Annotated in this window: 25 protein-coding genes and 1 tRNA gene; 3 read left to right on the top strand and 23 right to left on the bottom strand. The window is 50.6% G+C overall.

Annotation, left to right across the window (positions count from 1 at the left end):
* Positions 1–3: 3 nt before the first annotated feature.
* The 10 genes from aspS to flgB form a co-directional block, all read right to left on the bottom strand.
* On the bottom strand, positions 4–1,782 hold the full coding sequence (aspS, locus tag OEY64_05055; GenBank protein ID MDH5542316.1) for an aspartate--tRNA ligase: 1,779 nt from the start codon (positions 1,780–1,782) through the stop codon (positions 4–6).
* Positions 1,783–2,056: 274 nt separating this feature from the next.
* Positions 2,057–2,257 (bottom strand): hypothetical protein, encoded by a 201-nt coding sequence (locus OEY64_05050; protein ID MDH5542315.1) that lies wholly within the window; start codon positions 2,255–2,257, stop codon positions 2,057–2,059.
* 94 nt (positions 2,258–2,351) lie between these two features.
* Positions 2,352–2,885: a hypothetical protein gene (locus OEY64_05045; protein MDH5542314.1), complete on the bottom strand. Its 534-nt coding sequence runs from the start codon at positions 2,883–2,885 to the stop codon at positions 2,352–2,354.
* Positions 2,879–3,319, bottom strand: coding sequence for a flagellar export protein FliJ (gene fliJ / locus OEY64_05040; protein ID MDH5542313.1), 441 nt, complete (start codon positions 3,317–3,319; stop codon positions 2,879–2,881). Before fliJ ends, OEY64_05045 begins: the two co-directional genes overlap by 7 nt.
* Positions 3,320–4,639: a FliI/YscN family ATPase gene (locus OEY64_05035; protein MDH5542312.1), complete on the bottom strand. Its 1,320-nt coding sequence runs from the start codon at positions 4,637–4,639 to the stop codon at positions 3,320–3,322.
* Positions 4,636–5,448: a FliH/SctL family protein gene (locus OEY64_05030; GenBank protein MDH5542311.1), complete on the bottom strand. Its 813-nt coding sequence runs from the start codon at positions 5,446–5,448 to the stop codon at positions 4,636–4,638. The genes OEY64_05035 and OEY64_05030 overlap by 4 nt, the downstream gene beginning before the upstream one ends.
* A complete protein-coding gene (gene fliG, locus OEY64_05025) occupies positions 5,441–6,472 on the bottom strand; it encodes a flagellar motor switch protein FliG (protein MDH5542310.1) in 1,032 nt (343 codons plus the stop codon). Before fliG ends, OEY64_05030 begins: the two co-directional genes overlap by 8 nt.
* Positions 6,473–6,486: 14 nt before the next feature.
* The gene (gene fliF, locus OEY64_05020) at positions 6,487–8,088 is read right to left on the bottom strand and encodes a flagellar basal-body MS-ring/collar protein FliF (protein ID MDH5542309.1); all 1,602 of its coding nucleotides are present in this window, start codon (positions 8,086–8,088) and stop codon (positions 6,487–6,489) included.
* A gap of 32 nt (positions 8,089–8,120) precedes the next feature.
* A complete protein-coding gene (flgC, locus tag OEY64_05015) occupies positions 8,121–8,552 on the bottom strand; it encodes a flagellar basal body rod protein FlgC (GenBank protein ID MDH5542308.1) in 432 nt (143 codons plus the stop codon).
* A 35-nt stretch (positions 8,553–8,587) separates the two neighbouring features.
* Positions 8,588–9,001, bottom strand: a complete 414-nt coding sequence (gene flgB, locus OEY64_05010) for a flagellar basal body rod protein FlgB (GenBank protein MDH5542307.1) — start codon at positions 8,999–9,001, stop codon at positions 8,588–8,590.
* Positions 9,002–9,437: 436 nt separating this feature from the next.
* On the opposite strand from flgB, the gene OEY64_05005 reads away from it, so the two are divergent.
* From OEY64_05005 to OEY64_04995, 3 genes are read left to right on the top strand one after another with little or no spacing between them, the layout of a single operon-like run.
* Positions 9,438–10,934 (top strand): flagellar hook-length control protein FliK, encoded by a 1,497-nt coding sequence (locus OEY64_05005; GenBank protein MDH5542306.1) that lies wholly within the window; start codon positions 9,438–9,440, stop codon positions 10,932–10,934.
* A gap of 17 nt (positions 10,935–10,951) precedes the next feature.
* Positions 10,952–11,656, top strand: a complete 705-nt coding sequence (locus OEY64_05000) for a flagellar hook assembly protein FlgD (GenBank protein ID MDH5542305.1) — start codon at positions 10,952–10,954, stop codon at positions 11,654–11,656.
* Positions 11,657–11,693: 37 nt separating this feature from the next.
* On the top strand, positions 11,694–12,947 hold the full coding sequence (locus tag OEY64_04995; protein ID MDH5542304.1) for a flagellar hook protein FlgE: 1,254 nt from the start codon (positions 11,694–11,696) through the stop codon (positions 12,945–12,947).
* Positions 12,948–13,279: 332 nt separating this feature from the next.
* Here OEY64_04995 and OEY64_04990 read toward each other — a convergent pair.
* From OEY64_04990 to OEY64_04930, 13 genes are all read right to left on the bottom strand, one after another.
* Positions 13,280–13,366: transfer RNA gene (locus OEY64_04990), tRNA-Leu, on the bottom strand.
* 112 nt (positions 13,367–13,478) lie between these two features.
* The gene (locus OEY64_04985) at positions 13,479–14,927 is read right to left on the bottom strand and encodes an NADH-quinone oxidoreductase subunit N (GenBank protein ID MDH5542303.1); all 1,449 of its coding nucleotides are present in this window, start codon (positions 14,925–14,927) and stop codon (positions 13,479–13,481) included.
* A 2-nt stretch (positions 14,928–14,929) separates the two neighbouring features.
* The gene (locus OEY64_04980) at positions 14,930–16,486 is read right to left on the bottom strand and encodes an NADH-quinone oxidoreductase subunit M (GenBank protein ID MDH5542302.1); all 1,557 of its coding nucleotides are present in this window, start codon (positions 16,484–16,486) and stop codon (positions 14,930–14,932) included.
* Positions 16,483–18,411, bottom strand: a complete 1,929-nt coding sequence (nuoL, locus tag OEY64_04975) for an NADH-quinone oxidoreductase subunit L (GenBank protein MDH5542301.1) — start codon at positions 18,409–18,411, stop codon at positions 16,483–16,485. The genes OEY64_04980 and nuoL overlap by 4 nt, the downstream gene beginning before the upstream one ends.
* Positions 18,412–18,420: 9 nt before the next feature.
* Entirely contained in the window at positions 18,421–18,732 is a 312-nt protein-coding gene (gene nuoK / locus OEY64_04970; protein ID MDH5542300.1) for an NADH-quinone oxidoreductase subunit NuoK, read from the bottom strand.
* Between the two features lie 2 nt (positions 18,733–18,734).
* Positions 18,735–19,232 (bottom strand): NADH-quinone oxidoreductase subunit J, encoded by a 498-nt coding sequence (locus tag OEY64_04965; GenBank protein ID MDH5542299.1) that lies wholly within the window; start codon positions 19,230–19,232, stop codon positions 18,735–18,737.
* Positions 19,220–19,798 (bottom strand): NADH-quinone oxidoreductase subunit I, encoded by a 579-nt coding sequence (locus OEY64_04960; protein ID MDH5542298.1) that lies wholly within the window; start codon positions 19,796–19,798, stop codon positions 19,220–19,222. The genes OEY64_04965 and OEY64_04960 overlap by 13 nt, the downstream gene beginning before the upstream one ends.
* A complete protein-coding gene (gene nuoH, locus OEY64_04955) occupies positions 19,795–20,907 on the bottom strand; it encodes an NADH-quinone oxidoreductase subunit NuoH (protein MDH5542297.1) in 1,113 nt (370 codons plus the stop codon). The genes OEY64_04960 and nuoH overlap by 4 nt, the downstream gene beginning before the upstream one ends.
* A complete protein-coding gene (locus OEY64_04950) occupies positions 20,907–22,112 on the bottom strand; it encodes an NADH-quinone oxidoreductase subunit D (GenBank protein ID MDH5542296.1) in 1,206 nt (401 codons plus the stop codon). The genes nuoH and OEY64_04950 overlap by 1 nt, the downstream gene beginning before the upstream one ends.
* Positions 22,112–22,588, bottom strand: coding sequence for an NADH-quinone oxidoreductase subunit C (locus OEY64_04945; GenBank protein MDH5542295.1), 477 nt, complete (start codon positions 22,586–22,588; stop codon positions 22,112–22,114). The genes OEY64_04950 and OEY64_04945 overlap by 1 nt, the downstream gene beginning before the upstream one ends.
* Complete coding sequence (gene nuoB, locus OEY64_04940) at positions 22,589–23,134, bottom strand: NADH-quinone oxidoreductase subunit NuoB (GenBank protein MDH5542294.1); 546 nt, start codon at positions 23,132–23,134, stop codon at positions 22,589–22,591. It abuts the gene before it with no gap.
* Entirely contained in the window at positions 23,125–23,481 is a 357-nt protein-coding gene (gene ndhC, locus OEY64_04935) for an NADH-quinone oxidoreductase subunit A (protein ID MDH5542293.1), read from the bottom strand. Before ndhC ends, nuoB begins: the two co-directional genes overlap by 10 nt.
* Positions 23,482–23,483: 2 nt before the next feature.
* The coding region (locus OEY64_04930; protein MDH5542292.1) for a molybdopterin-dependent oxidoreductase at positions 23,484–25,425 on the bottom strand (1,942 nt) is incomplete at its 5' end.

Raw genomic sequence — 25,425 nt, 5'->3', positions numbered from 1 at the left:
CCGCTATGCCTGTTTGATAGTGGTCTTTAACGAGAGCTCCTTTAACTGCCTGTCCGAGACAGGCGAAGGTGCGTCTACCATCAGATCAAGAGCGCGTTGCGTTTTCGGGAAGGCGATCACGTCGCGAATGGACTGGGAACCTGTGATGATCATGGCGAGCCTGTCGAGACCGAGAGCCAAACCTCCGTGCGGCGGGGCGCCGTATTCAAGAGCGTCGAGCAGGAAGCCGAACTTCTCTTTTGCCTCTTCATCACCAATGCCGAGTATCGAAAAGACCTCTTTCTGTAATTCCATATCATGTATACGTATCGAGCCTCCACCGACCTCGCTCCCGTTGAGAACTATGTCATATGCGTCTGTAAGCGCCTTTTTCGGATCTGTTTTCAGCAGTTCCCTATGCTCCGGCTTGACCGTGGTGAAAGGATGATGAATGGCGTTGAACCTCTTTTCGGTCTCGTCCCATTGGAACATCGGAAAATCTACAACCCATGTCATGGCGAAAACGGAATCATCCATCAGGCCGTTGCGCTTCCCCATCAGCAGGCGTATATGGGCAAGCCCCGCGCAGACAACCTCCTCGCTATCGGCAAGGAAGAGCATTGTATCGCCATTTTTCGCGCCGAGCTTTTCCTTAATACGATCGAGCAGGTCACCGGGAAAGAATTTCGTTATCGGGGAATTATATGCGCCGTCCGGCATTATCTTCACCCACGCCAGACCCTTCGCGCCATACGTCTTTGCCTCTTCGGTGAGGTCGTCCATATCCTTCCGGCTGTATTCCGTGATGCCGGGTGCGGCAAGACCGCGAACCACTCCGCCGCTTTTCAGCGCCCCTTTAAAAACATTGAACTCCGATTCATCGGCAAGCCCGGAGATATCGCTGATAAACATTTCAAACCTTGTATCGGGCGCGTCCTTGCCGTATTTCAGCATCGCATCGTGCCAGGATATCCTGGGGAACGGCCTCTTTATCTCTACGTTCTTCATCTCCTTGAATATCAAAACAAACATCTCTTCGATCAGATCGAGGATCTCTCCGCTCGAAAGGAATGAAACCTCCATGTCTATCTGGGTAAACTCTGGCTGGCGGTCGGCGCGCAAATCCTCGTCGCGAAAACATTTCGCGACCTGGTAGTAACGCTCGAAACCGGAAACCATCAAAAGCTGTTTGAAAAGCTGAGGGGACTGCGGAAGCGCGAAAAACTTCCCGGCGTAGAGTCTGCTCGGGACAAGATAGTCCCTCGCACCTTCTGGAGTGCTTTTCGTAAGCATCGGCGTTTCGATGTCGAGAAATCCCATTGAATCGAGAAAATTCCTTATTATTCGCACGAGCCTTGATCGGGACTCGATGTTTTCCTGCATCTTCTTTCGCCTGAGATCGAGATACCTGTATTTAAGGCGCATCATCTCGCCAATCTCTTCAGCCTCTTCAAGCGGAAACGGAGGGGTCTTCGAGCTGTTCAGGATAACCAGCTCTTCAGCGTAGATCTCTATCTCTCCGGTCTTCAGATTTTTATTTATCGTCCCTTCGGGTCGCTTTGAAACATTTCCGGTTATCTCCAGAACATATTCCGAGCGTATCTCATGCGCTTTCTGGTGTGCTATCTGATCGATCTCGGGATTCAGCACCACCTGGGTGATACCCTCCCTGTCGCGAAGGTCAATAAAGATAAGCCCCCCGTGATCGCGCCTGGTGGCAACCCAACCCTTTAAAGTAACCTTGTCGCCTACGTTGCCCGCTCCAAGAACTCCGCAACTGTGCGTCCGTTTTTTATATGTCATCACTCTCCCGAAAATTAAAGTGGGTATTATACTTTTTTTTCATCCAAAAAGAATGGGATATCCTACTTAGGGGCAAAGGTTGAAGAGCGGAGACCAATATTAGTGAATATCCGGAAAAGTTCTGAATATGTTTAACCATCAGCACTCATAGATCAGGATATCACCTATATATACAACAGGTTACCCCTGCGCTACGCACATTATTCTCCTGCCGAGATTGCGATAAAGAAAGGGGGAACAGGGATTACAGGGCCAAAGGAGCCGCCGAACTATGTCAGGCGTTTCCTTTCGGGCCGTGCTTTTCCATGTACTCCATGAGGGGCTCAATATTCTTGTCGCTGATAATCACCCCTGATGAGACGATATGCAACAGAAACTGGGTGGTCATTCCGCCAAAATCCAGCTCCCGGTAAAGAATCCCGTCAACTCTCCTGTTTTCCTCGTCGGAAAACACTCTCTCAACCTTTTTTTCCAAACTATCCTCGCTTGTTGCCATGGGATATGTTTTATCAACTTTTCACGCGAATATCAAATTTCTACCAGCGCTGAAAAGATTTTTCTTCAGGCGTCTATTCAAATCTTCTTTTCGCAAGCTGTTCGGAAAATTCGGTCGCGGTCGCCTGGTCAAGGCTGCTTAGTATTCTCGCTGAATTTTTACTCTTCATCTGTCCGACTATCTGAAGGGCAATTGCTCTATCCATAGTTTTCAATCTCGCCGCGGCCTCATCTGGGGCCATCATTGAGTATGTTTTTGAAAGATTCGCAACATTGGTTTTCTCCAAATCGTCCCTCATCCTTATCAGGTCGTCTATCCTTACCTGCAATCTTTTCAATTCGTCTATTTTTTTGCTCATATCAAGCTCGAGGGCGCGGGTCCTGTCCTCTCTGCGGTTTAACATCTCTTCTCTCTTGTCGAGTTCTTCCTGTTTCTTTTTCATCTCCTCGAAAAGTTCCAGCTTGAGTTTCTCCTGGGGAGTTTGGGCAGAGGCTCCTTCATTCTGTGCGGATGCTTCCGGAAGCAGATCTTCCCCTCCAAAAAGAAGAAACAGCACAAGAGATGCCTTCACCAGAAGTATGATCAGAAAAAATCTTTTTATCACCATGCCTCCCGCAGAAATAGCTGGTTTGAAATATCGTCGAGCTCCTTCTGCTCGCGCCTCTCCGCTTCAAGGTTGTACTCTTCCTCCTGCCTGTCGCGCAGGATCTCCAACACTCGTCGTCTTTTTACATATTCAGCCAGCTCGCTCCGCTTCTTTTCAAGCAGTTCGCCAACTTGGCGTAACTCCATCTTTTTGTGCAGGATATCGGAGTCCCTCCCCGCTAGAAAATCCTGGTAAACCCTAAGTAGCGCCACGTTGTGAGCCGTTCCGCTCGCTTGCGTGAACTTGTCCAGCTCGCTCTCCCTTCCCTCGGTGAGTTTATGCAACAGCTCGGTGTTGATCACCATTTTCCTGTTTATCACCGACATCTCGCGCATCTTCTCGTCTTCCTGCCTTTTCCTGTGCCTGAGTAGTGGAGCCAGTTTGAATTTATACATTTACACTATCCCCATCAGGCCGGTGATCGATTCCTGTAAAGTAGATTTTTCGTGCATCCCCTGCTGTAAAAACAAGTTTATCTTTCCCATTTTGTTTATGGCGTTGTCTATTTCAGGATTGGAACCTTTAACATAGGCTCCGATATTAATAAGTTCCTCCGCGTCCTTGTAAACCGCGACAAGTTTTCTAAGTTTCATGGCCGCTCCCATATGCTCCGGCTGAACGACGTCAACCATGACCCTGCTGATGGAACCGAGAACGTCCACCGCCGGGAAATGCCCGCGAGAAGCAAGGCTTCTTGATAAAACAATGTGCCCGTCCAGAATGGCGCGAGAGGCGTCGCTTATCGGCTCCGCAAGGTCATCTCCCTCCACTAGAACCGTGTAGATCCCGGTGATGCTACCTTGTTCATCACCTTTTGTGCCCGCTCGTTCGAGAAGTCTCGGCAACAAAGCGAACACAGACGGCGGATAACCCTTTGTTGCAGGGGGCTCGCCGATCGAAAGCCCTATCTCCCTTTGCGCCATTGAAAATCGCGTAAGTGAATCAAGCATGAGAAGGACATCCTTCCCCTCTTCGCGAAAATATTCCGCTATCGCAGTGGCAGTGTACGCCGCGCGAAGTCTTACGAGCGGCGTATTGTCAGACGTTGCTGTAACTATTACAGTCTTCTTCATCCCCTCTTCACCGAGATTTTTCTCAATGAATTCCCTTACTTCTCTTCCACGCTCTCCGACGAAACCTATCACGGTTACATCCGCGTCGGTAAAATGCGCCATCTGCCCCAGAAGTACCGACTTGCCTACGCCTGTGCCGGCGATAATACCGATCCTCTGTCCGCGGCCTGCCGTTAAAAGCCCGTTGACGGCCTTAACTCCAAGATCAATAGGCTCTTTAATTCTTTTTCTTTGCAGCGGATTTATAGGCTCTGCATAGAGAGGCATTTCATTCTCGCATGTGAGGCGCCCCTTGTTGTCGATAGGATTTCCAAGCCCGTCAAGAACTCTTCCAAGAATTGAATCGTCAACTTTTATCGAGGCCCTGGACTGCTTTGCCTCAATTCTGCAATTTGGACTTAGCCCGCCCGGTGCCGAAAGAGGCATCATCAAAACCCTGTCCTCACGGAAACCTACAACTTCCGCCTCGATCGGTTTGCTACCGTCACGCGGAAATATCCTGCAAACCGACCCCAGGGGTACATCCGGGCCTTCACCTTCTATAACAAGACCTACTATTCTTGTAACTTTGCCGACATGCGTGGCTTCTTTTGCGCCGCGAACAGCCTCTTTGAATTTTGAAAAATCTATTTCCTTGCTCACAGATATACTTTCTGGCGAAGGTCCTTGTAAATGGACATCAGCCTGTTTTCGAGTGTTGAATCAAGCACTCCAATGTTTGTTTCCACAACACAGCCGCCCGCTGTTATGGAAGGATCGCCTACAAGGCTCACCCCTTCTATAGCCTCAAAACTTTGTATCAGCTCTCCGGAAAGGTCCTTTGCCAAACCGAGATCGGCGGGATTCATCTTTATTGTGATTTGCTGTCTTGAATGGACGTCTTTCACCGTATCACGGATTATGTTCTTTATGACTTCGGGGCCGGTCTTTATCTCTCCAGCGATAACCTCCGAAGCGGTGAGGGCGACCAGATCCACCATTTCCTTTTCCGATTTATTGAAAAAAGCCTCCCTTTCGCCTTCAAGGAGTTTTATCGAGTTGCTTATCGATTCCATGAGAGACTCGACCTCCTTGTAGCCGTCCGCTCTCCCTTTTTCAAAACCTTCGTTATAGCCCCTTTCCCTTGCTTCCGATTCGATGCTTTCGACCCTCGCCTTGGCCTCATTCATCATCGCCTCTGCCTCGTCTTCAACCTTTTTAAGGAGCTGGTCTATCTGATAACCGCCGTGGTATTCAAACTCGAATCCACCGAGAATGAACTCCTTTTCCTTTCTCCCTTCAAACTCCGGCTTGAACTCCCTTTGGGCAATGACCTTCTTTTCCAGGCGTTCAACTTCGACTTCCTCGAAACGGCCAAGACCGAACGGTTTGAATATACCCTCTTCGGGAGTGGGATAAACCCTTGCGTAATATGTGGAATCCGAAGATACCCTTTTGTTTCTGCTAGACAAGCTCTTCTCCTCCCGCCGCGAGGACTATCTTTCCTTCCTCTTCAAGGCCCTTTACGGTTCTTATAATCGACTGCTGAGCCTTTTCAACATCGGCCAGTTTCACAGGCCCCATAGCTGAAAGGTCTTCCTGCATCATCATTGCTGCGCGCTTGGACATGTTGTTGAATATCTTCTCCTTTAACGAATCGGATGCAGTTTTCAAAGCAAGAATAAGATCCTCGTTATTAACTTCCTTGAGAATGGTCTGCATGCCCCGATCATCCACCGAACTAAGATCTTCGAAGACGAACATGAGCTGTCTGATATTTTCCGCAAGCTCGGGGTGCGTCGATTCAATCTCCGAAAGGATGGTGACTTCAAGATTATGGTCGAGAGCGTTGACTACTTCAGCGCACTTCTCAACACCGCCAAGCTGGCTCCCTTCAGCGGCACCAGTAGTTTGAAACTCCACCGCAAGCGCAGTATCAAGATCCTTTAGAACGCCCGGCCCTACCCTGTCGAGAGTGGCAAGCCGTAAAATTACCTCCGGTTGGAAACGTTCAGGAAGCAGTTTTAGCGTTTCTGCCGCCATGCTCCCATCAAGATGGGCGAGAATTATCGCTATTGTCTGCGGATGTTCGCTCTTCAAAAAGCCGGCAAGTATCTTCGGCTCAAGATGGCGCACCGCTTCAAGGCCGCCCGACAACTCTTCCGTTCCGCCGCTGGCGGTAATTCTTCCGAGAAGCTCGTTCACCTTGTCAGGATCCATGTTCCGCAAAAGCATCTTCCGAAGGAAATCGGAGCCTCCGCGAAGAACGCCCCCTTCCCCACCTTCAAGAGATTCGAAAAACTCCTTTGAAACTCCTTCTATCATCGGAGGGGTAACGCTTTCCATGAAGGACATCTGATTACCGACCTGACTGACCTCTTTTTCATCCAAACCGTTTAGAACCTTCGCTGCCAGCTCGTCACCGAGAGCGACCATCAATACGGCCACTTTTGCCGGGCCGGAGAGCTGCGCTATCCTGTCCTGTTTTTTCGCCATCTTTTATTCCTTTATCACCCTCTGGTTTTCAGCCATGCCCTTACAAGATTTGCCGCGGCTTCGGGATTCTCAGCAACAAGCTGGGAAACCCTCTCCTTGAACGGAACAGCCGACTCCTCCTTGATGATGAGGTTTTCAAGCTCCTCTTCCATCTTTGCCAATGTCTTCGGGAAGGTCTTAAGCTCTTCAACTTCCGCGGTAGAACCGGATACCCACCCCATTATCGGGCGGACAACCATGAGGAATATGACAATTCCCAATATGCCCACGCCGGCATATTTAACCATCGAAATTATAAAGTCGCCTTCAGCCATAGTTCCCATCGTTCCTATTTCACCCATGATATCGGATGTATCAAACTGCATGCTCTCAATCGTCACCTTGTCCTGCCTTGCAGGATCAAAGCCGATAGCTGACCGTACCAAACTGTCTATTCGCGCCCTCTCCTCGTCGCCAAGTGGCTGGAAAGTGCGCACCATCGCTCCATCACTATTTTGCGTCTCTGTATATTTTCCGTCAACCAAAACCGCAACGGAGAGTTTTTCGAGTTCCGATGTCGGCTCCATTATGGTCTTCACCGTCTTGTTGATCTCGTAATTTACGGTTTCATTTACCTTGCTGGCTGTTGCAGGCCTTGATAAAGCCGCCTCTGCCTGCGCCTCTGCAGGAAGATTGCTCTGCACGCCCGCAATACCAGACGGCATCGACGCGCCGGTCGATTTCTCTTCCAGCCTCTGTTCGCTCCGCGCCACCTGGCTGTTTGGATCGTATATCTCTTCGGTCTGCTGTGTCTGCCTAAAATTCACTTTAGCGCTTACGCGCACCACAACTTTTCCTTTGCCCGATATCCGCTCTATCATTGTGCGGATTCGGCTTTCGAGGTTGTTCTCTATCGCGCTTTTGTACTCCATCTGTTTTACGGTAAGCCGGTGAACATCGTTGTCCTCTTCGGGGAAGCTCAAAAGGTTACCCTTGTGGTCGACCACCGTGATGCTGTTCGGATCAAGACCTTCGACAGAAGAGGCCACCAGATTCAGTATGCTCTGTATCTGTTCATCCGACGGTCTTCTGTTTCCGCGGAGTTCAAGGACTACAGAAGCGGTAGTTTTTTTCCTGTCTTCTTCAAAGAAGGAATCCTTTGGAATTACTATATGCACCCTTGACGACTTTACAATGCCGATTGAATTTATTGTGCGTTGAAGTTCCCCTTGCAACGCCCTTCTGAAATTCAGGTTTTGTATGAACTCCGTCATTCCGAAAGTGGACTGATCGAAAAGCTCAAACCCGATGCCGCCACCGGAAGGGATGCCTTCGCCAGCAAGCTCCAGCCTTAGCTGGTAAATATTCTTTGTGGATACCATTATGACCTTACCGCCATTATCAAGCCTGAATGGAACCAGTCTCTCCTTCAATTTTTCGGTAACGGCAAGCGTGTCTTCCTGGGAAAGATTGCTGTAAAGGAGAGTGTAATTATCCCCCCCCGAAAGATAAGCCGTCAGCAGAATGCCTACTATCATAAATACGCCGACGGCCGAAAGCGCTATCCGTTTGCCGATAGGCAAACCATTGAATACTCTGATGAAAGCCAAAAGCGCTTCTCTCAACTGGTCAATCATTTTCCCTCCTTAATTCGCCCTGCTCTACCCGTTTACCTGTTTCCAATATCAATGGCCTTTTGTGCCATATCCTTCACGCTTCCAATAACGGCCGCGTTTGCCTCATACGCCCTGGTGGCAGAAAGCATATCCACCATCTCTTTCATTACATTTACATTTGGAAGATAGACGTAGCCCTTGTCATCCGCGTCGGGATGCGAAGGGTCGTATACCCTTTGGAATTCACTCTGGTCCTCTTCGATCCCAAGAACCTTCGGCTCGCTTATCTCGCTCGACAAGACCTTTTGAAAACCGTTCTGCTCCACCGGGACGGCGCCCATCATCACCTGTTTCCTGCGGTATGGACCCCCTTCAGGCGTCCGTGTGGTGTTCACGTTTGCGAGGTTGCTTGAAACCACATTCATCCTCGTCCGCTGTGCGCTTAAACCTGAAGAACTTATTTTCATTGCGGTTAATAGATCCATTGCGGTTTCTCCTTATTCTTAATAAATCAATTTCGTTATTTAATGGCTTCTTTCAGCCTGCCTAGCTCCATGCCCGAAATATTGCTGTAAAGCGAGTACTTCAGGTTGAGCTCCTTTAGCGCGGTGATCTCTTCGTCGAGGTTTACCGTGTTTCCGTCTATCCTTTCGCCCGTCTTTACCGAATCTACCATTCCCTGAACATCTTCAATTCCTGAAAGCGGGATATGTTTTGGATCCGTTAATAACATCCCGCCCCTTCCAATATCCGGGTTGCTCCCTGAACTCAAAGCCCGGTCGAAATTCTTTTCAAATTCCACTTTCATCGCCGTATATCCGGGCGTTTCGCTATTGGCAATATTGGAGGTTACCGCCATGGTCGACTTCGAGACCAGGTCTAGCGACCGCTCCGCAACCTTAAGCGCCCTTGATTCAAGTCCAAATATATTCATTACCGTCAAAATTCCTATAAAAAACCATTTCTTCCTTATTAATAAGCAATCAACGTGCCTAATTTGTGTTTTTATATATATCTTTATATTTCAATGCGTTAGATACCATGTTCTAATCACACTTGTCCTTCACCCGAAAAAATGCCAAATTCGTCAAAAAGCCAGCTTTACAACTGTATACATCAGCAAGTGAAATTCTCATGCCAAAGAAGCATGAATATCGACCAGGTGGTGGGGTAGGCAAAAACTCCCTGGCATAGTGGGAAAGGAGGCCAGAAACGGTATTTTTTGCCCCCGGAGGCAACTTTTTCCTCATTTCATCTGCCTGTATTAAGAGACGTGAGCAGATATCTTATTGTTTTTTTGCCTGTTATGGAATTGGCACAGACGTTGTTTATATATTCGGCTAACGAAACGAAAAACTAAAGAGGAATTTATGAAACAGGATATGAAAGTTGATTTAAACATGTTCATGGGTGTTGCCCAGCAGGCCGGTTTATTCAGCAACAGCATGGGGAAGAGCAATGCAAACGAAAGCTTCCAGGCAGTTTTCGAAAACTCGCTGGAAAGCTCCGCAAACCACAGGTTAGAAGCCAGGGAATCGGTAAAACCCAAGACCTCTTCTGAAAACACACACAAGAGCAGAAACATTGATCCTAAAAGATCGGTCATGGAGAGAGCAAAAAGCGTAATCGAAAAATCCGAAAACAGCCCAGCAACTGAAAATAATGCTCAAACCGAAACCGTGAACCCGCAGGGAGAGGATGTAAAGACTGTGTCGGAAACATCCAATACAGAAAATACCGCCACCGAAGCGGTAAAGAGTGTTGACAAAAAAACGATCACAATGGCAGAACTTGCAGAAAAGCTCAATCTGAGCGACGAACAGCTATCAAAACTCTCAGCACTCCTGGGGATTTCCGTTCAGGAACTTGCCGAAGTTGAAATTCAGATAGATAAAAATTCGAATAATTCACTCATGGCCGTCCTTCAAAACGGCGAGACGATAGATCTCAATGAATTGATCGCCTCACAGATGGACATACAAACTGACGCAGAGTTGGTCGCAGGCGCCGACGCAACGGAAAAGCTTGCAAAGCTCCTCGATCTATCGACCGAACAGGCTGACGCGCTTGCAAGCGAACTGAAAATAGAGTCGATCCAAATCGAAAACAAATCGGCAAGCGGCAACGACACAAAAGAACGCAACAACAGTCCATTCCTTTCCGGAAAGGCGGCTGAGAGCAAGGTTACGCAGGATGAATTTAAAAACAGCGTAAATGAAAACAGCAAGCAAAATACTTCTTCTACCGGAAATATGGTCGAAGATGTCAAGACCGCTCTCCATGGAGCGGTGCAAAACTCCGCGGCAAAGGGAACAGTCACTGATAATAAAGGCAACGCGCTCGGTTCAGCCGCGCAGACAGGCTTAACAAACACCGTTGAATCCGCGGGCCAAACCAAAGAGCTTAGGGACGTTCCAAGGCAGACAACAGCCGACAAGGTATTCAACCAGATAGTTGAAAAGGCGAAGATCCTTTCTCTTCCGAACAAAACTGAAGCGAGAATATCCCTTACCCCCGCGAATCTCGGCTCTGTTGATATCAAAATAGTTGTTCAGGACGCGATAGTGAAGGGCTCGATAGTAGTTGAAAACAGCCAGGTAAAGAAGATCGTAGAGGAAAACATCAACTCGCTTAAGGCGATCCTTGCAGACCAGGGCGTGAACGTGGAAGAGATAACTGTCGATATAAATGACAAGCAGACCAAATTTTCACAGTCCGGGAACGCGAATGATGATTACAGGGAAAAAGCAGCATATCTGGATGGATTTAAAGATTCTGAAGCTGTAAAGAGCGAAGAGACTATCGTTTCCGAAAAAGCGGAAGCGCGAAGAGCGGTAAGGAATTCCACGGTGTACGTCACCGCGTAATCAAGGAGGTTATTTAGATGAATACGGCGGCAACAACAGGTACTCAAACAGCTGGCGCAAGCGCAACAACGGCGGCAAGCAAAGCTAGAAAAGAGGCGATGATGGGGAAGGATCAGTTTCTGACTCTTCTTCTCGCGCAGTTGAAAAATCAGGACCCTCTTTCCCCGATGGACAATACTGAATTCACCGCACAGATGGCGCAGTTCAGCTCGCTTGAACAGCTGTTCAGCGTGAACGACAACCTTGTAGGACTGCAGACGCTTTCAAGCTCGCTTAACAACACACAGGCATTGAACATCATCGGCAAAGAGATTGAAGCAAACGGAAATTCGATACACGTCGGAAGCGGCATCGCTTCTGATATCTCATATGAACTTCCATTTGAAGCGTCCGCAGTTACAGTCAACATTTTGGACAAGGACGGCAACGTGATAAGAAGCCTGGATCAGGGCCACACCCGCGCCGGCAAACAGACCATCAAGTGGGATGCGAAAGATCACAAAGGAAATCCGGTACCGGCCGGAATATACGCTTACAGCGTGAATGCCGTTGACGGCAACGGCACATCCATCGATGCAAGCACATACACCCGTGGATTAGTGACCGGTATCAGCATGGTGAACGGTATCACCCAGCTCCACGTTGGAGGCAACAGGGTAATGATGGGTGATGTAAATCAAATAACTGAGCCTGGCGCAACCCAGGCCAAGCCAAAAATATAAACAGAACAGGGAACAAAGGTTATAAAAGGAGGATACAATGAGTCTACAAAGCGCAATGGGAACCGGAGTCAGTGGCATACTGACAATGGGAAACTCTATGAACGTAATAGGCGATAACATCGCCAACGTGAACACGATCGGATACAAGGCCAACCGGTCTATATTTTCCGACATACTTGCCAACTCGCTGGCGAATGGAAGCACCATCATGCAGATGGGACGCGGCGTCTATACCCACGATATCTCACCGAGCTGGGCACAAGGCTCGTTTGAAACAACCGGAAACGCCACGGACGTCGCCATTCAGGGTGACGGGTTTTTCCGTGTATACGATGAGCCCAACCAGTCCTTCTATTACACAAGAGCGGGACAGTTTACGATAGATGACAGAGGAAGACTTGTGAATCCGAACAATTTCGTTGTTCAGGGGCGCAAGATCACTACAACCATAGCCGGTAGCTCCACTGTTTCCGGCCTCCAGTCCAATATCGATCTGGCGGGCGTGCAGTCGATGCCGCGCGCGACGTCGAATTTCAAAATCGGGCTGAACCTGAACGCATCGGCAAGCGCTGGCACCACATTCAATACAAGCTTCGATACATACAATAATCTTGGTGAAAGGATCACTCTGAACTTCGCTCTCACAAAAGCGTCGGCGCTTAACTGGGATTACGCGATCACATCATCGTCAGGCACTATTACTTCGGGCGCGACCGGAACCCTTGTATTCAACACAACTGGCAACCTCCTCTCGTCCGCTTCAGGCGGCGTTACTCCCCCTCCGGTCGCCATAAACAACTTTACGACTACCGGCGCGGGTGCGATCAGCATGAACTGGCTGACGCTTCAGCCGAACGGAACATCGTATGCCGACATAACAAGCTATGTCGCCCCTTCGACAACAACATTTATCGAACAGGACGGATACTCGAACGGAGTATTGAAAGGCCTTTCGGTAGGTACCGACGGGGTCGTGACCGGGCTATTCTCAAACGGACAGACCGATCCTCTCTACCAGCTTGTCGTGACGAAATTCACAAGTCCGTGGGGACTAGAAAGGATGGGCGGATCGCTCTACGCGGAAACAGCCGATTCGGGTCAGCCGATATTCGGCTCCGCGGGTATCGGCGGTCTTGGCACCATCCTCGGTTCCGCGCTTGAACTTTCAAACGTCGATCTGGCGTCTGAGTTCGTAAAGATGATACAGCACCAGCGCGCCTACCAGGCCGCGTCGCGAATCATCACGACGACAGACGATATGCTTACAGAAGCAGTTAACCTGAAACGTTAGTGACCATCAGGGAAGACCGGGGTGAGTAAATAAAACACTCGCCCGGCTCCCTTTAATGCCCTAATCGCCCTGTTCTCTGCCGGGTCGGTACTATAACCACCGACCCGGCAACCTCCTTTTTCTCATCAAAACATCACATACTAGAATTTCATCTTGATGAACCTGAATCTATCTATATATCCTTGCGGCTACGGGGGTTACTCCGGGTACTGTAAGCTGGAAACTCCCAGAATCTTCTATAGACAAAAAGAATGGCCAAAGCAGCAACCTCGTTTGAATTTGATACCCTTATATGAGGAAGCGGCTGAACTGATTGAGATTGATTATGGAAATGGTGCCGGAGGTCGGAATCGAACCGACACGAGGTTGCCCCCGGGGGATTTTGAGTCCCCTGCGTCTACCAATTTCACCACTCCGGCACATTGGAGTTTGTTAGCCAAGATTCTACACGGTTTTTTCTCTTTTCAAAACAGCAGACGGCGCAAATGGTATTTTGCCCGCACTGCCCGGCGGATGCGAAAAGAGAGGGGGCTAGAAGGTCAAGAACGCCTTGCTGGCCATCTCGAGATAATACCCCGGTGAAATGCCTAGCTTCATTATGGCGAAGACCGCAAGGATAGTCGCGGCCACGAGAGAAGGTGACGCTTTGGGAATCTCGACCCCCGATTCGGCATCCTTCATGTACATGACGACAACGACCCTCAAATAGTAGTACACCCCTATCGCCGAATTCAGCACGGCAACAAGAACGAGACCTACCTTACCTGCGGCGACCGCCGACATGAATACATAGAACTTCGCCAGGAACCCGGCCATTGGCGGTATTCCCGCAAGTGAAAAAATGAATATCGTCATTGCCGCCGCAAGGAGCGGATTTGTATATGCGAATCCCCTGAACGACTCCACGCTCGTATCCTGCTCGTTCTGTCTTGCCACAAGGGTGAAGATCCCGAACGCGCCGATATTCATGAAGGTGTATACAAGGAGGTAGTACATGACCGACGACAGGCCGTCGCTGTTCGCCGCGGAAACACCGACAAGAGCGTACCCCGCGTGGGCGATCGATGAAAATGCGAGCATTCTCTTTAGATCCTTCTGAACCAGCGCCGCCACGTTTCCGACCGTCATGGTAAGGACCGCGAGGAGGGCTATCCAGATGGTCCAGCTCACCTGGGAGTAATTGAAAGCCTCAACGAAAACCCTGAGGAGCGCGGCGAGCCCAGCCGCCTTCGGCCCTGCCGACATAAATGCGGTGATCGGGATCGGCGCGCCCTGATAGACATCTGGCGTCCACTGATGGAAAGGCACCGCGCCTATCTTGAAGCCGAAACCAACCAGAAGCATACCCATCGCGATGGTGAGGATGACCCTGTTCTCAGTATTCTCCGCGAGCTTTGCGGCGATCTTCGGAAGATTGGTCTCACCCGTTATCCCGTAGATCAGCGCCATGCCGTACAGAAGGAAACCGGTAGCGAACGCGCCAAGCAGGAAGTATTTCAGCGACGCCTCGTTCGATTCCAGCCTTGTCCTTGTATATCCTACAAGGACGTAAAGCGAAATGGAGAGAAGCTCCAGCCCGAGGAAGATGGTCATCATATCTTTGCCGGCGCCCATGAACATCATGCCGGTCGTAGCGAAAAGAAGGAGCGCGTAATACTCTCCGTGATTTATCCGGTTGTCATGAGCGTATCTCACCGATATCAGAACCGTGAGCATCGTCCCCATCAGAAAGATCACTTTGAAAAACTGACTGAACCTGTCAACCGAGTACATCCCCGAAAACGTGGAGAACGTCTCCGCCTGCGGCGCAAGCGCTATCGCCATTGCGGTCGCGAGACCGGCAAAGGTGAAATAGGCAAGATATGCTCCACCCTTCTTTGTGGAGAAGACGTCCATTATCAGCACGCAACACGCAACAGCCGTGAGGAGAAGCTCCGGCGCGATCGCCAGAAGATTTACCGATGGTATCTGTATAGGCATCTCTATTTCACCTCATCCGTGCTGATATTGTCGGCCTTCGCGAGAAGAAATTCGCGCTTTTCCGCGGAGGCATTGCGCGCCTTGTCCACATCTGAGATAAGCGCCTTTACCGACGGTTCCATCTTTTTCAATATCGGATTCGGATAGACGCCGAGCCAGAAGATCACGAATATGAGCGGAGCGAAATAGGCCATCTCCCTCTTTGTAAGGTCGGGCAGATTTTTATTCTTTTCGTTCGTCACTTCGCCGAACATCACGCGCTGATACATCCAGAGCATGTATACCGCTCCGAAGATCACACCCGTTGATGCGAAGACGGCGTAAAGTTTGTTCGCCTCGAACACGCCGAGCAGTATAAGGAACTCGCCGATAAAGCCGTTCGTGCCGGGAAGCGCGATGGACGACAGCGTGACTATCATGAATACCACGGCGAACTTCGGCATCACTTTCGTGATCCCGCCGTATTCCTTGATGAGCCTTGTGTGCCGTCTTTCATATAGAACGCCTACAAGGAGGAAGAGCCCGCCTGTGGATATACCATGATTTATCATCTGCATCAGCGCCCCTTCGATCCCCCTCACGTTGAATGCGAATGTTCCAAGCACCACAAAACCGAGATGGCTCACGGATGAGTAAGCGACAAGTTTCTTGATGTCATCCTGTACCATCGCGACGAGCGCGCCGTAAATGATTCCGATTATCGCTATCCACGACACCCACCAGATCGATGAGTAGGCCGCTTCGGGGAAGATCGGTACCGCGAATCTCAGGTATCCGTACGTCCCCATCTTCAGGAGAATGCCGGCAAGAATCACCGACCCGGCGGTAGGCGCTTCCACGTGCGCGTCCGGCAACCATGTATGCACCGGCCAGAGCGGAACCTTTATGGCAAACGCGATGAAGAAGAAAAGAAAGAGCCACATCTGCGCAACAGGGTTAAGCGAGATTCCGTGATATGAAAGAATATCGAAAGTGTAGACCCCCGTCTGCGCGTGCTTTTCAACATAAAGAACTAGAATGGCCAAAAGCATCAGCACCGAGCCTGCCATAGTAAAAATGAAGAACTTTACAGTGGCGTAGATCCTTCGCTGACCGCCCCACACGCCGATGATGATATACATCGGTATGAGCATCAGCTCCCAGAAGAAGTAGAAGAGCACAAAATCAAGCGCGCAGAAAACGCCTATCATCGACGTTTGAAGCACCAGCATCATGATATTGAACTCTTTCACGTTCTTTTCTATTGCCGTCCATGTGGAGAGGTAGCAGATCATGCAGGTGAACGTGGTGAGAAGCACCATGAAGAGAGAAATTCCGTCTACCCCCATGTAGTATTCAATGCCGAAGCTCTTTATCCACTCGTGCCTCTCAACGAACTGCATCTCCGAAGTCCCGTCCTTGAACATGAAGAAGAGCGGAATGGAGAGAATGAAATCGATAACGCCGGTCGCGAATGTCACTCCGTTTATCAGCTTTTTATTCTCGCTCTTGAGGAAGAGTATGATGAGCGCGCCAACCAGCGGCACGAAGGTCAGAATTGAAAGTATCGGTAAATTCATTTTGCTCCCCAGAGAAAGTAGCTGACCATCATGATCGAAACGACAAGCATCGTAAGCGCGTAGTGGCGGACCATGCCGGGTTGCATCCTTTTAGCCATTTCGCTGAGCGTCGTGAAGAAAGAGCCGACTCCGTTCACAAGGCCGTCGATGATTACTACGTCAATAACCTTGTGCAGGAATTCCCTTGAGACGCTTACTATCGGATTCGTGAATATCGCGTCGTAGATCTCATCCACATAGTATTTGTTAAAGATAACTTTATGTATTCCCTTGAACGTGCCGTACAGGCTGTCCCTCAGAGCCGTATTCTTTATATAGAAGTAGTACGCCAGCGAAATGCCGATGATCGCGATGCCGAGTGAAAGCCCCATCAGGCCGAGCTCAAGAGCGGCGGAGTGATGCGCGGTGTCATGCGCCGCTTCGTGGCGCCCCGCTTCAAAGAGCGGCCCGAGGAAATTATGAAGCACGTTCGCCCCCTCAATCATCGGTATACCGAGGAAACCTCCGACTGTCGCGAGACCGGCGAGGATTATCAGCGGCATTGTCATCACGTTTGGAGATTCGTGAAGATGCTTCATCGCCTCCGGCTCCACCCTGCTCTCGCCGTGGAAGGTCATAAATACCGCCCTGAACATGTAGAACGCCGTCACTCCGGCGGCTACCGATGCGATACCCCAAAGCACCAGGCTCCCTGAATTGTATGTAGAGTAGAGAATTTCGTCCTTGCTGAAGAACCCGGCAAAAGGGAATATGCCGGAGATAGCGAGCGTTGAGATAAGGAACGTCCAGTAAGTTCTCGGCATATGCTTTTTAAGATCCCCCATCTTGTCCATATTCTGCTCGCCGGAAAGTCCGTGAATAACCGAGCCGGAGCCAAGAAAGAGGCACGCCTTGAAAAACGCGTGGGTCATAACGTGGAACGCCGCGGCAACATATGCCCCTATTCCAGCCGCCATGAACATGTAGCCGAGCTGTGAAACTGTCGAATATGCGAGGACGCGTTTAATATCTTTCTGAAAAAGACCGATGGTCGCCGCGAACACTGCGGTCGCGCATCCGATAACGGCGACAACCATCATCGCTGTCGGCGCCATATTAAAGAGAACGGCGGAGCGGCAGACCATATATACACCAGCGGTAACCATCGTCGCCGCGTGAATGAGAGCAGAAACGGGAGTAGGGCCTTCCATCGCGTCGGGAAGCCATGTGTAAAGCGGTATCTGCGCCGATTTACCGACCGCGCCGACAAACAGAAGCAACGCAATCGCCGTGACTATAACGCCCCCTTCTGTCAACACGTTGTGGGCCGAGCCGAAAACGTCGTGATAGTTGATTGAGCCGAACGTCACGAAGATGAGGAATATGCCGAGTATGAATCCGAAATCACCGATCCTGTTCATCACGAACGCCTTCTTTCCGGCAACGGCGGCGGCATCACGGTGATAGTCGTATCCTATAAGGAGGTATGAGCAGAGCCCCACCCCTTCCCACCCGATGAACATCAGGAGGTAGTTGTCACCCATCACGAGCATCAGCATGGAGAACATGAAGAGATTTAGGTATGTGAAAAATCTCCAATACGAATGGTCGTGATCCATGTAACCGACCGAGTAGACATGAATGAGGAACCCTACGCCGGTAACGACAAGAAGCCACAATCCCGAAAGCGGATCGAGGAGGAACGATACGTTTACGTTCATATCGCCGACCTCTATCCACGAGTAGACGGTGTTAGTTATTGCCCTTTCATCCGCCGGAAGCCCGACAAGCTGAAAGAAGGCTACAACGGCAAGGATAAAGGACAGCCCGGTGGTGCCGAGCGCGAACGCTGTAACGGTGTTCTTCTTTACTACCGGACCAAGTATGCCGTTAACCGTCGCTCCCAAAAGAGGAAGCAGAACGATAACCCACAAGTAATTCCCCATACCTCTGCCCTATCCTTTTAAAAGGTTCACTTCGTCGACATCGACGGTATTTTTATTTCTGAACAGCGCGATGATGATCGCCAGGCCGACAGCGGCTTCCGCCGCGGCAACCGCCATAACCATGAACGTGAAGACCTGCCCACCCATATCGTTCAGGTGATTTGAAAAGGCGATGAACGTGAGGTTCACCGCGTTCAGCATCACTTCAATGCTCATGTATATGACGATGGCGTTTCGCCTCGTGACAACCCCGATAACGCCGATGGAAAAGAGCACGGCGCTCAGTATCAGGTAATGGTTTAAACTTGCTACAGCTTCCATCATTACACCTTCGACTTGCTTAAAATAACCGCCCCTACGATAGCCGCCAGCAACAGCACCGATGCTATCTCGAAGGGGAGGAGATAATTTGTAAATAAAACTTTCGCAACACCGACGACCGTTCCAAACTCAGCCGACTCCGGCCCTGCCGCAGGCAGTCCTCCGGAGTTTACCGCTGACGCCAGAGATGTCATTACGAAAGCAACAATGATAATGCCGATAGCCTGGACCGCCGTCCTGTGATACGAGACGATCCCCTGTTTTTCGCGGAGATTAAGTAGCATGATGACAAAAAGTGCGAGAACGACGATCGCGCCGGCGTAAACGATGACCTGAAGCGCCGCGATGAGATGCGCGTTTAACTGAACGTATATCGCGGCGAGCGCGAGCATGTTTAGGATCAGGTAAAGGGCCGACATGACCGGTTTGCGCGCAAGAACAACCGATACCGCAGCGAAAACCGCTATGAAACCGAATATATAGAATATCAGTAGTTGCATTTGCCGAAAGCCCTTCCTCTTATGAACTTCAACCGTCGCTCAAGTTTTTCTTCCGGCACCAGAAGCTCTTCCTTGTCGTAGATCATTAAACCCCTGTGGTACTCGCTGAGATTCTGATACTCGTGGCTCATCACGATAGCCTCTACTGGACATGCCTCCTCGCATAGACCGCAGAAGATACAGCGCGAGCCGTCGAGGATGTAGCTCTTCGGATGGCGCGTGCCATCCTCCCTCAACTCGCCGACAATACTTATGCACTTCGGCGGGCATGCGACTTCGCATAGTCCGCACGCCACGCATTTTTCCCTGCCATCCTTACCCTGCACCAGCACAGGCCTTCCGCGGTACGCGTCGGGGATATTCGGCAGTTCTTCTGGATAGTAGATGGTCATTATCTTCCGTTTTGTCGGATCCCCTGTTACATAGGCGAACATGGTGGAGAAGAGGTTCGGAAAAAAGTGCGCGCTTGTGATCCAGAGTCCGCGGATTATCTCCGGGATATAGAGCCTGTCCCAGAAGGACATGGTCAAATCGCGATTTACCTTTTTATAATTCCCAGCCATCATCCCACCAAAAGTAAAATCAGCCCCGTCACCGCTATGTTCGCAAGCGAAAGGGGGAGTATTATTTTCCATCCAAGCATCATCACCTGGTCGTATCTGAACCTTGGAAGCGTCCACCTGATAACCATCTGGAGGAAGATGAGTATGGCTACCTTCAGCCAGAAAACCCCCACATGTACAAACATCGTTATAAGCTCCGCGAAGTCCGGCCCTACTATCCCCGAAAGGAAACCTGAAAGCATCGCGTGAGATACGAACGGTATATGCCACCCTCCGAAGAAGAGCGCCGTAAGCACCGCCGATATGGTGACTATCTCGAGAAACTCCGCCATCCAGAACATGGCGAACTTCAGGCCCGAATATTCGGTGAAGTAGCCGGCTACAAGTTCCGACTCCGCTTCCGGAACGTCGAACGGCACCCTCTTGTTCTCCGCCAGCGCGCATGTGAAGAAAAGGAAGAAACCCAAAGGCTGAAGGAATATCCCCCAATGGAAAAAGTCTTCCTGCGCCGCGCCAATATCTGTCATCTTAAGCGAGCCGTAAACCATGAAGATGCCGACGATGGTGAGCCCCATGGCGACTTCATATGAAAGCATCTGCGCGCCGACGCGGATACCGCCAAGGAGCGACCAGTTGTTGTTGGACGCCCATCCGGCGATTATCGCGCCGTAGGTGCCGATGCTGGCGACAGCGAAAATAAAAAGTATTCCAATGTCGAGATCGGCGATGACGAGGTTTGCCTCGTGCCCCCAGAGATTGTACTTACCACCGAACGGTATTACTGAAAAGGCTATCAGCGCGGGAATAACCGCAATGAGCGGAGCTACGGTGTGGAGCACCTTGTCCGCGCCGCGCGGAATGAAATCTTCCTTGACAATGAGCTTCACCGCGTCGGTAACGATATGGAGAAGGCCGAAAAAAGTAAATCCGAAAACGTCGGCCCTGTTCGCTCCGATCCTGTCCTGCATGAACGCCGACTGCTTCCGTTCAACGTAAGTCAGAACCGGCGCAAAGAAACCCATATTCATCGTAAAAATGAAAATGATCTTCAACATCATTTCTATGATGTTGCCAAACATCCCGGGGGTCTGAAAAATCGCCAAGCCGTCCATTACCTGTCACACTCCCCGCCGATGAGGTTGATCATATCGAATGTCGGAATAATATCAGCGAGAAACGCCCCCTGAACGCGGAAGCCCATCGCCTGTGTAAGCGGTATGCACGGAGGGCGTACCCTGCACTTGAACGGCTTGCCGCTTCCATCGCTTACAACGTAAAATCCTACCTCGCCGTTGCTCCCCTCCGTAGCGAAGTATGCTTCACCCTTGGGGACCTTTATCCCTTCGATCTGATTCTTAAAATGGAATATCATCGATTCCATCTTGCTTGAGACATCTTCCTTCGACGGCTGTCGGACAGCGGGATCATCGATATTTATCGGCCCTTCCGGCATTTTTTCCAGCACCTGCTCCACTATCCTGATCGACTGATTGATCTCTTCAAGCCTTACAAGGTATATATCAAAATTGTCGCCGGTCGTACCTACCGGGACGTCGAAATCGAGTTTGTCATAAACGAGATACGGATTAGCCTTGCGGACGTCGTATTCGACGCCTGCCGCCCTGAGACACGGCCCCGTGAATCCGAAGGCAATGGCATCCTCTTTTGAAATAGGGGCCACGTCCCTCATTCTGTCCACGAATATCCTGTTGTGCGTAAGGAGTCTGTCGAATTCATCGCAGAGAACCTTGGTCTTGTCGAAGACCTCCTTCACATGCTCCTTGAAACCTTCGGGAAGATCCGCGGAAAGACCGCCGATGCGGATGTAGTTCGAGGTGAGCCTCGCTCCGCAAACAGACTCGATCAGATCCCAGACAAGCTCCCGCGATTCGACAAGATAAATGAACGCCGTCAGCGCGCCAAGCTCCAGGGCCGCCGCGCCGAGATTCGTGTAGTGGTCGGCAAGCCTTGCCAGCTCGCAGACCATTACCCTTATGTACTGGGCACGTTCCGGAAGTTTATCGCTTACTCCCATAAGCTTTTCCACCGCAAGCGCGTAGGCGACGTTATTCTGCATCGCCGAGTTGTAGTTGAGCCTGTCGGTATACGGGAAGGCCTGGGTCCATGTTCCGTTCTCGCAATGCTTTTCAAATCCGCGATGGAGGTACCCTATCTCCGTTTCCATGTGGACTATCTTTTCGCCGTCGAGCTTAAGGAGGAACCGGACTGTTCCATGCGTAGCCGGGTGAGATGGACCCATGTTGAGTATCATCTCCTTGGCGTGCAGATCCATCCTGGCGTCGTTTTCTACAGACATCAGTTCTCCGGTCCTATTAATGGTTGACGTTTATCGATCGGATAATCTTTTCTAAGCGGGTGTCCTACGAACTCTTCATAGAGAAGGAGCCTTTTCATGTTCGGATGCCCCTTGAATGCGATCCCGTAGAGATCCCAAACCTCGCGCTCATACCAGTCAGCGCCTATCCAGATAGGCACCAGTGAGTTTATCGAACAGTCGTCCTCGGCAACCTGCGCCTTTATCCTTACGCGGTGGTTCTTGCCGAGTGAGTATAAATGGTAAACAACCTCAAACCTCGGCGTTTTGCCGAAATAATCTACGGCGGTCAGGTCCATAAGGAAATTGAAAGCGGTCCTTTCGTCATCGCGGAGGAAATGCATCACTTCCAGCACCCTCTCCTTTTTGATGGTAACGGTCTCATCGCCATGCTGTTCATGCGCGCCGACCACCACGTCGGGGAATTTTTCCTTGATGATCTGCGTAATGGCGCCCATCTATTTCCCTTTTCCCTTTGCGTGCGGTTCATACTGCGATCTTCCGCGAGGCCACTTTGCCCATCGCTCTTCCTGTATCATCTTCTGCAGTTTCATCAGCCCGTCGAATACCATCTCCGGCCTCGGCGGACAGCCGGGTACGTAGATATCGACCGGGATGATAGTGTCTATCCCCTGCACTGTTGAATAGTTGTTATACATACCGCCAGAACAGACGCACGCGCCGTATGAGAATACCCATTTCGGCTCAGCCATCTGGTTGTAAATCTTGTTCAGTATCGGAGCCTGCTTGTGGCTTATCGTTCCAACTACCATGAGAAGATCCGCCTGACGGGGTGAGAATCTTGGAAGCGCCGCGCCGAACCTGTCGATATCGTATCGTGGACCGGCGACCGACATGAATTCCATTCCGCAGCACGCAGTGATGAACGGATAGCTGAAAAGGGAATACTTCCTGCTCCAGCCAATGAACTTGTCCACCTGCGTGAGGATGATATTGTCCGCAAGGCCAGAAGGGAGCGTCTTCTCTTCTATCTCTATTCCCATTCCAGAGCCCCTTTCTTCCATATATATACGAGTCCCACGGTAAGTATCGCCAGGAAAACCATCATCTCGATAAAACCGAATATGCCGAGCTGGCGGAAAATGGCGGCCCACGGAAACAGGAATACCGCCTCGATATCGAACACTATGAAGAGCATCGCCACGACATAGAAACGGACTGAAAACCTGGAGTTCGGGTCGGATACTGGGGACACGCCGCACTCAAAAGGTTCCATCTTTTCGTCGAAATGTTTTTTCGGACCTATCACGGTAGTAAGGATCAGCATGGCAACGGCGGTGCCTGTCGCCGCAATTACCATGATTAGTACAGGTATATACTGGTTGATCATGCCTACTCCTTCAACACCGCGAGATTTACGCAAGGGATCGCCTTGCCGGACGCGGTGATCTTTACCTCTTCGATGCGCGAATTATCCATACCATACGGAACCCTGATGGAACCCGCCTTTACACCTTTATTAAACCTCGCCTTGCATTTCCACACGCCTTTTGCGAACTTCAGATTGAGCGAATCCCCTTCGCTCAAACCGAGCTCCGCGCCGTCGGCTGGATTAAAGTCTACCAAAGGAGCGCCCTTTATATCAGAATTTTCATGGTGCCCACCCTGCACCTGTTTGAGCGATGGGCATTTATCGGAATATATCCCAAGCGAGTAGAGCGAGAGGTCTGGGAGAAGTACATAACTTCCCTTCTCTACTTTTACATTTTCATGCTGGATCAGCTGTGGCTTCCAGTCGGCTCCTGCGAGGGATGAGTAATCCAATAGCCCATCCTTGCCGCGATTTTTATATATGGATGTTTTCTCTGAAATTTCCTTGCCTATCTCCTCTGCGCTTCCGCACCCGATAGACTTCCCTATCATGTTCGAGAGATCGGAAAGTATCCGCCATGCCGGGCGGCTGCTGCCTGCAGGTTTTACCGAAGCGTTCACTTTCTGACAGCGCCCCTCAAGGCTTGTCATGGTACCGCCGCTTTCAAAAGTCGTCGCGGACGGCAGGATGATATCCGCCATCGCGGAAGTTTCGCTGGTCAACTGATCTATCACTACAACGTATTTCGCTTTTGAGACGGCGTTCCTGAGTCGCGCGGAGTTGTGATACCTCCCTATAACATCTTCATTCATTATCACGAGCGCCTTCACATCTCCGCTCTCAAGGAGGCTGATGATGCCGCCATCGGAGTTAAGACCTGTGCGGCTCTCTTTTCCGTATCCGGGCAGGAGCTTGGGAGCAACCCCCATGTCGTTCGCACCCTGCGTATTGCTGTATTCCCTCAGGATGAAAACCTTGCCCGCTGTCAGCTTCGCGAGGTTCAAAATATTTCCGATGATAGCTTTCGCGTCTGGATGGGTCTGCGCCTCCTTGCCGACGATGTAAACAGGTTTCCCTTTCTGCCCGATCAGCTGAACAAGTTCGCCAACTTTTTGGGAAAGAGCGCTCTCCAGCTTAACTTTAGACGCTGAATCGGCCACGGACGATGCGAACGACGCGTCGGCCTTTGCAGAAGGATTTCCCGACTTGATTGTCGCATCAAGGAGAGCAAGGAGGAAACCGTTCATCCCCGCATAGCTGTAAGGGAGCTGTATCTTCGGTTCCGGCAGAAAAGCCCCAGCCTTCGAATAGGCGATCGCGACTTCCGCGCTGTTATTGATCAACGCTTTGCGGATCATGTTCCCCATTACAGGCGATTCGTTGCTTCCGTCTGCGCCGATGTAGACAAAGAGGTTCGATTCATTTATGTCGCCGAAATTTGCCGCCATCGGGAACCCGCCGTATGTCTCGAACAGTCCAGAACAGACCGAGGCGTTCTCCATGTTGGAGACGTTGTCGATATTACCGCTGGCGAGACAGTCGCGGAAAAATTTCTGGAACGCATAGTTGTCTTCATTGGTCGATCGCTCTGAGCCGATGCCGACAATGGACTTGCTCCCGAATTTTTCGGCATAATCTTTAAGCCTTGAGGATACCTCCGCCAGAGCTTCGTCCCAGCCTGTCTCCAAAAAGCCGTCACCCGACTTTGTTTGAGGAGCGGTTATCCTCTCCTCACCCTGAGCGTACTCGAAGCCGAACCTCCCCCTTACGCAGAGGTTCCCGTTATTGATGCCGATGAAATCGTTTGACGTTATGCGGACAAGATTTTCCCCCTTCGTGTTCGCGAAGAACGAACAGCCGACACCGCAGTGGGAACAGACGGTTTCAGTTTTCTTCATCTCCCACGACCTGCCGGAGAAGTAGATCCCGCTGCTCAGCGCGCCTACAGGACAAACCGATATA

Source organism: Nitrospinota bacterium, assembly GCA_029881495.1.
Taxonomy (GTDB): Bacteria; Nitrospinota_A; UBA7883; order JACRGQ01; family JACRGQ01; genus JAOUMJ01.
This window is presented reverse-complemented; position numbering and strand designations above follow the sequence as displayed.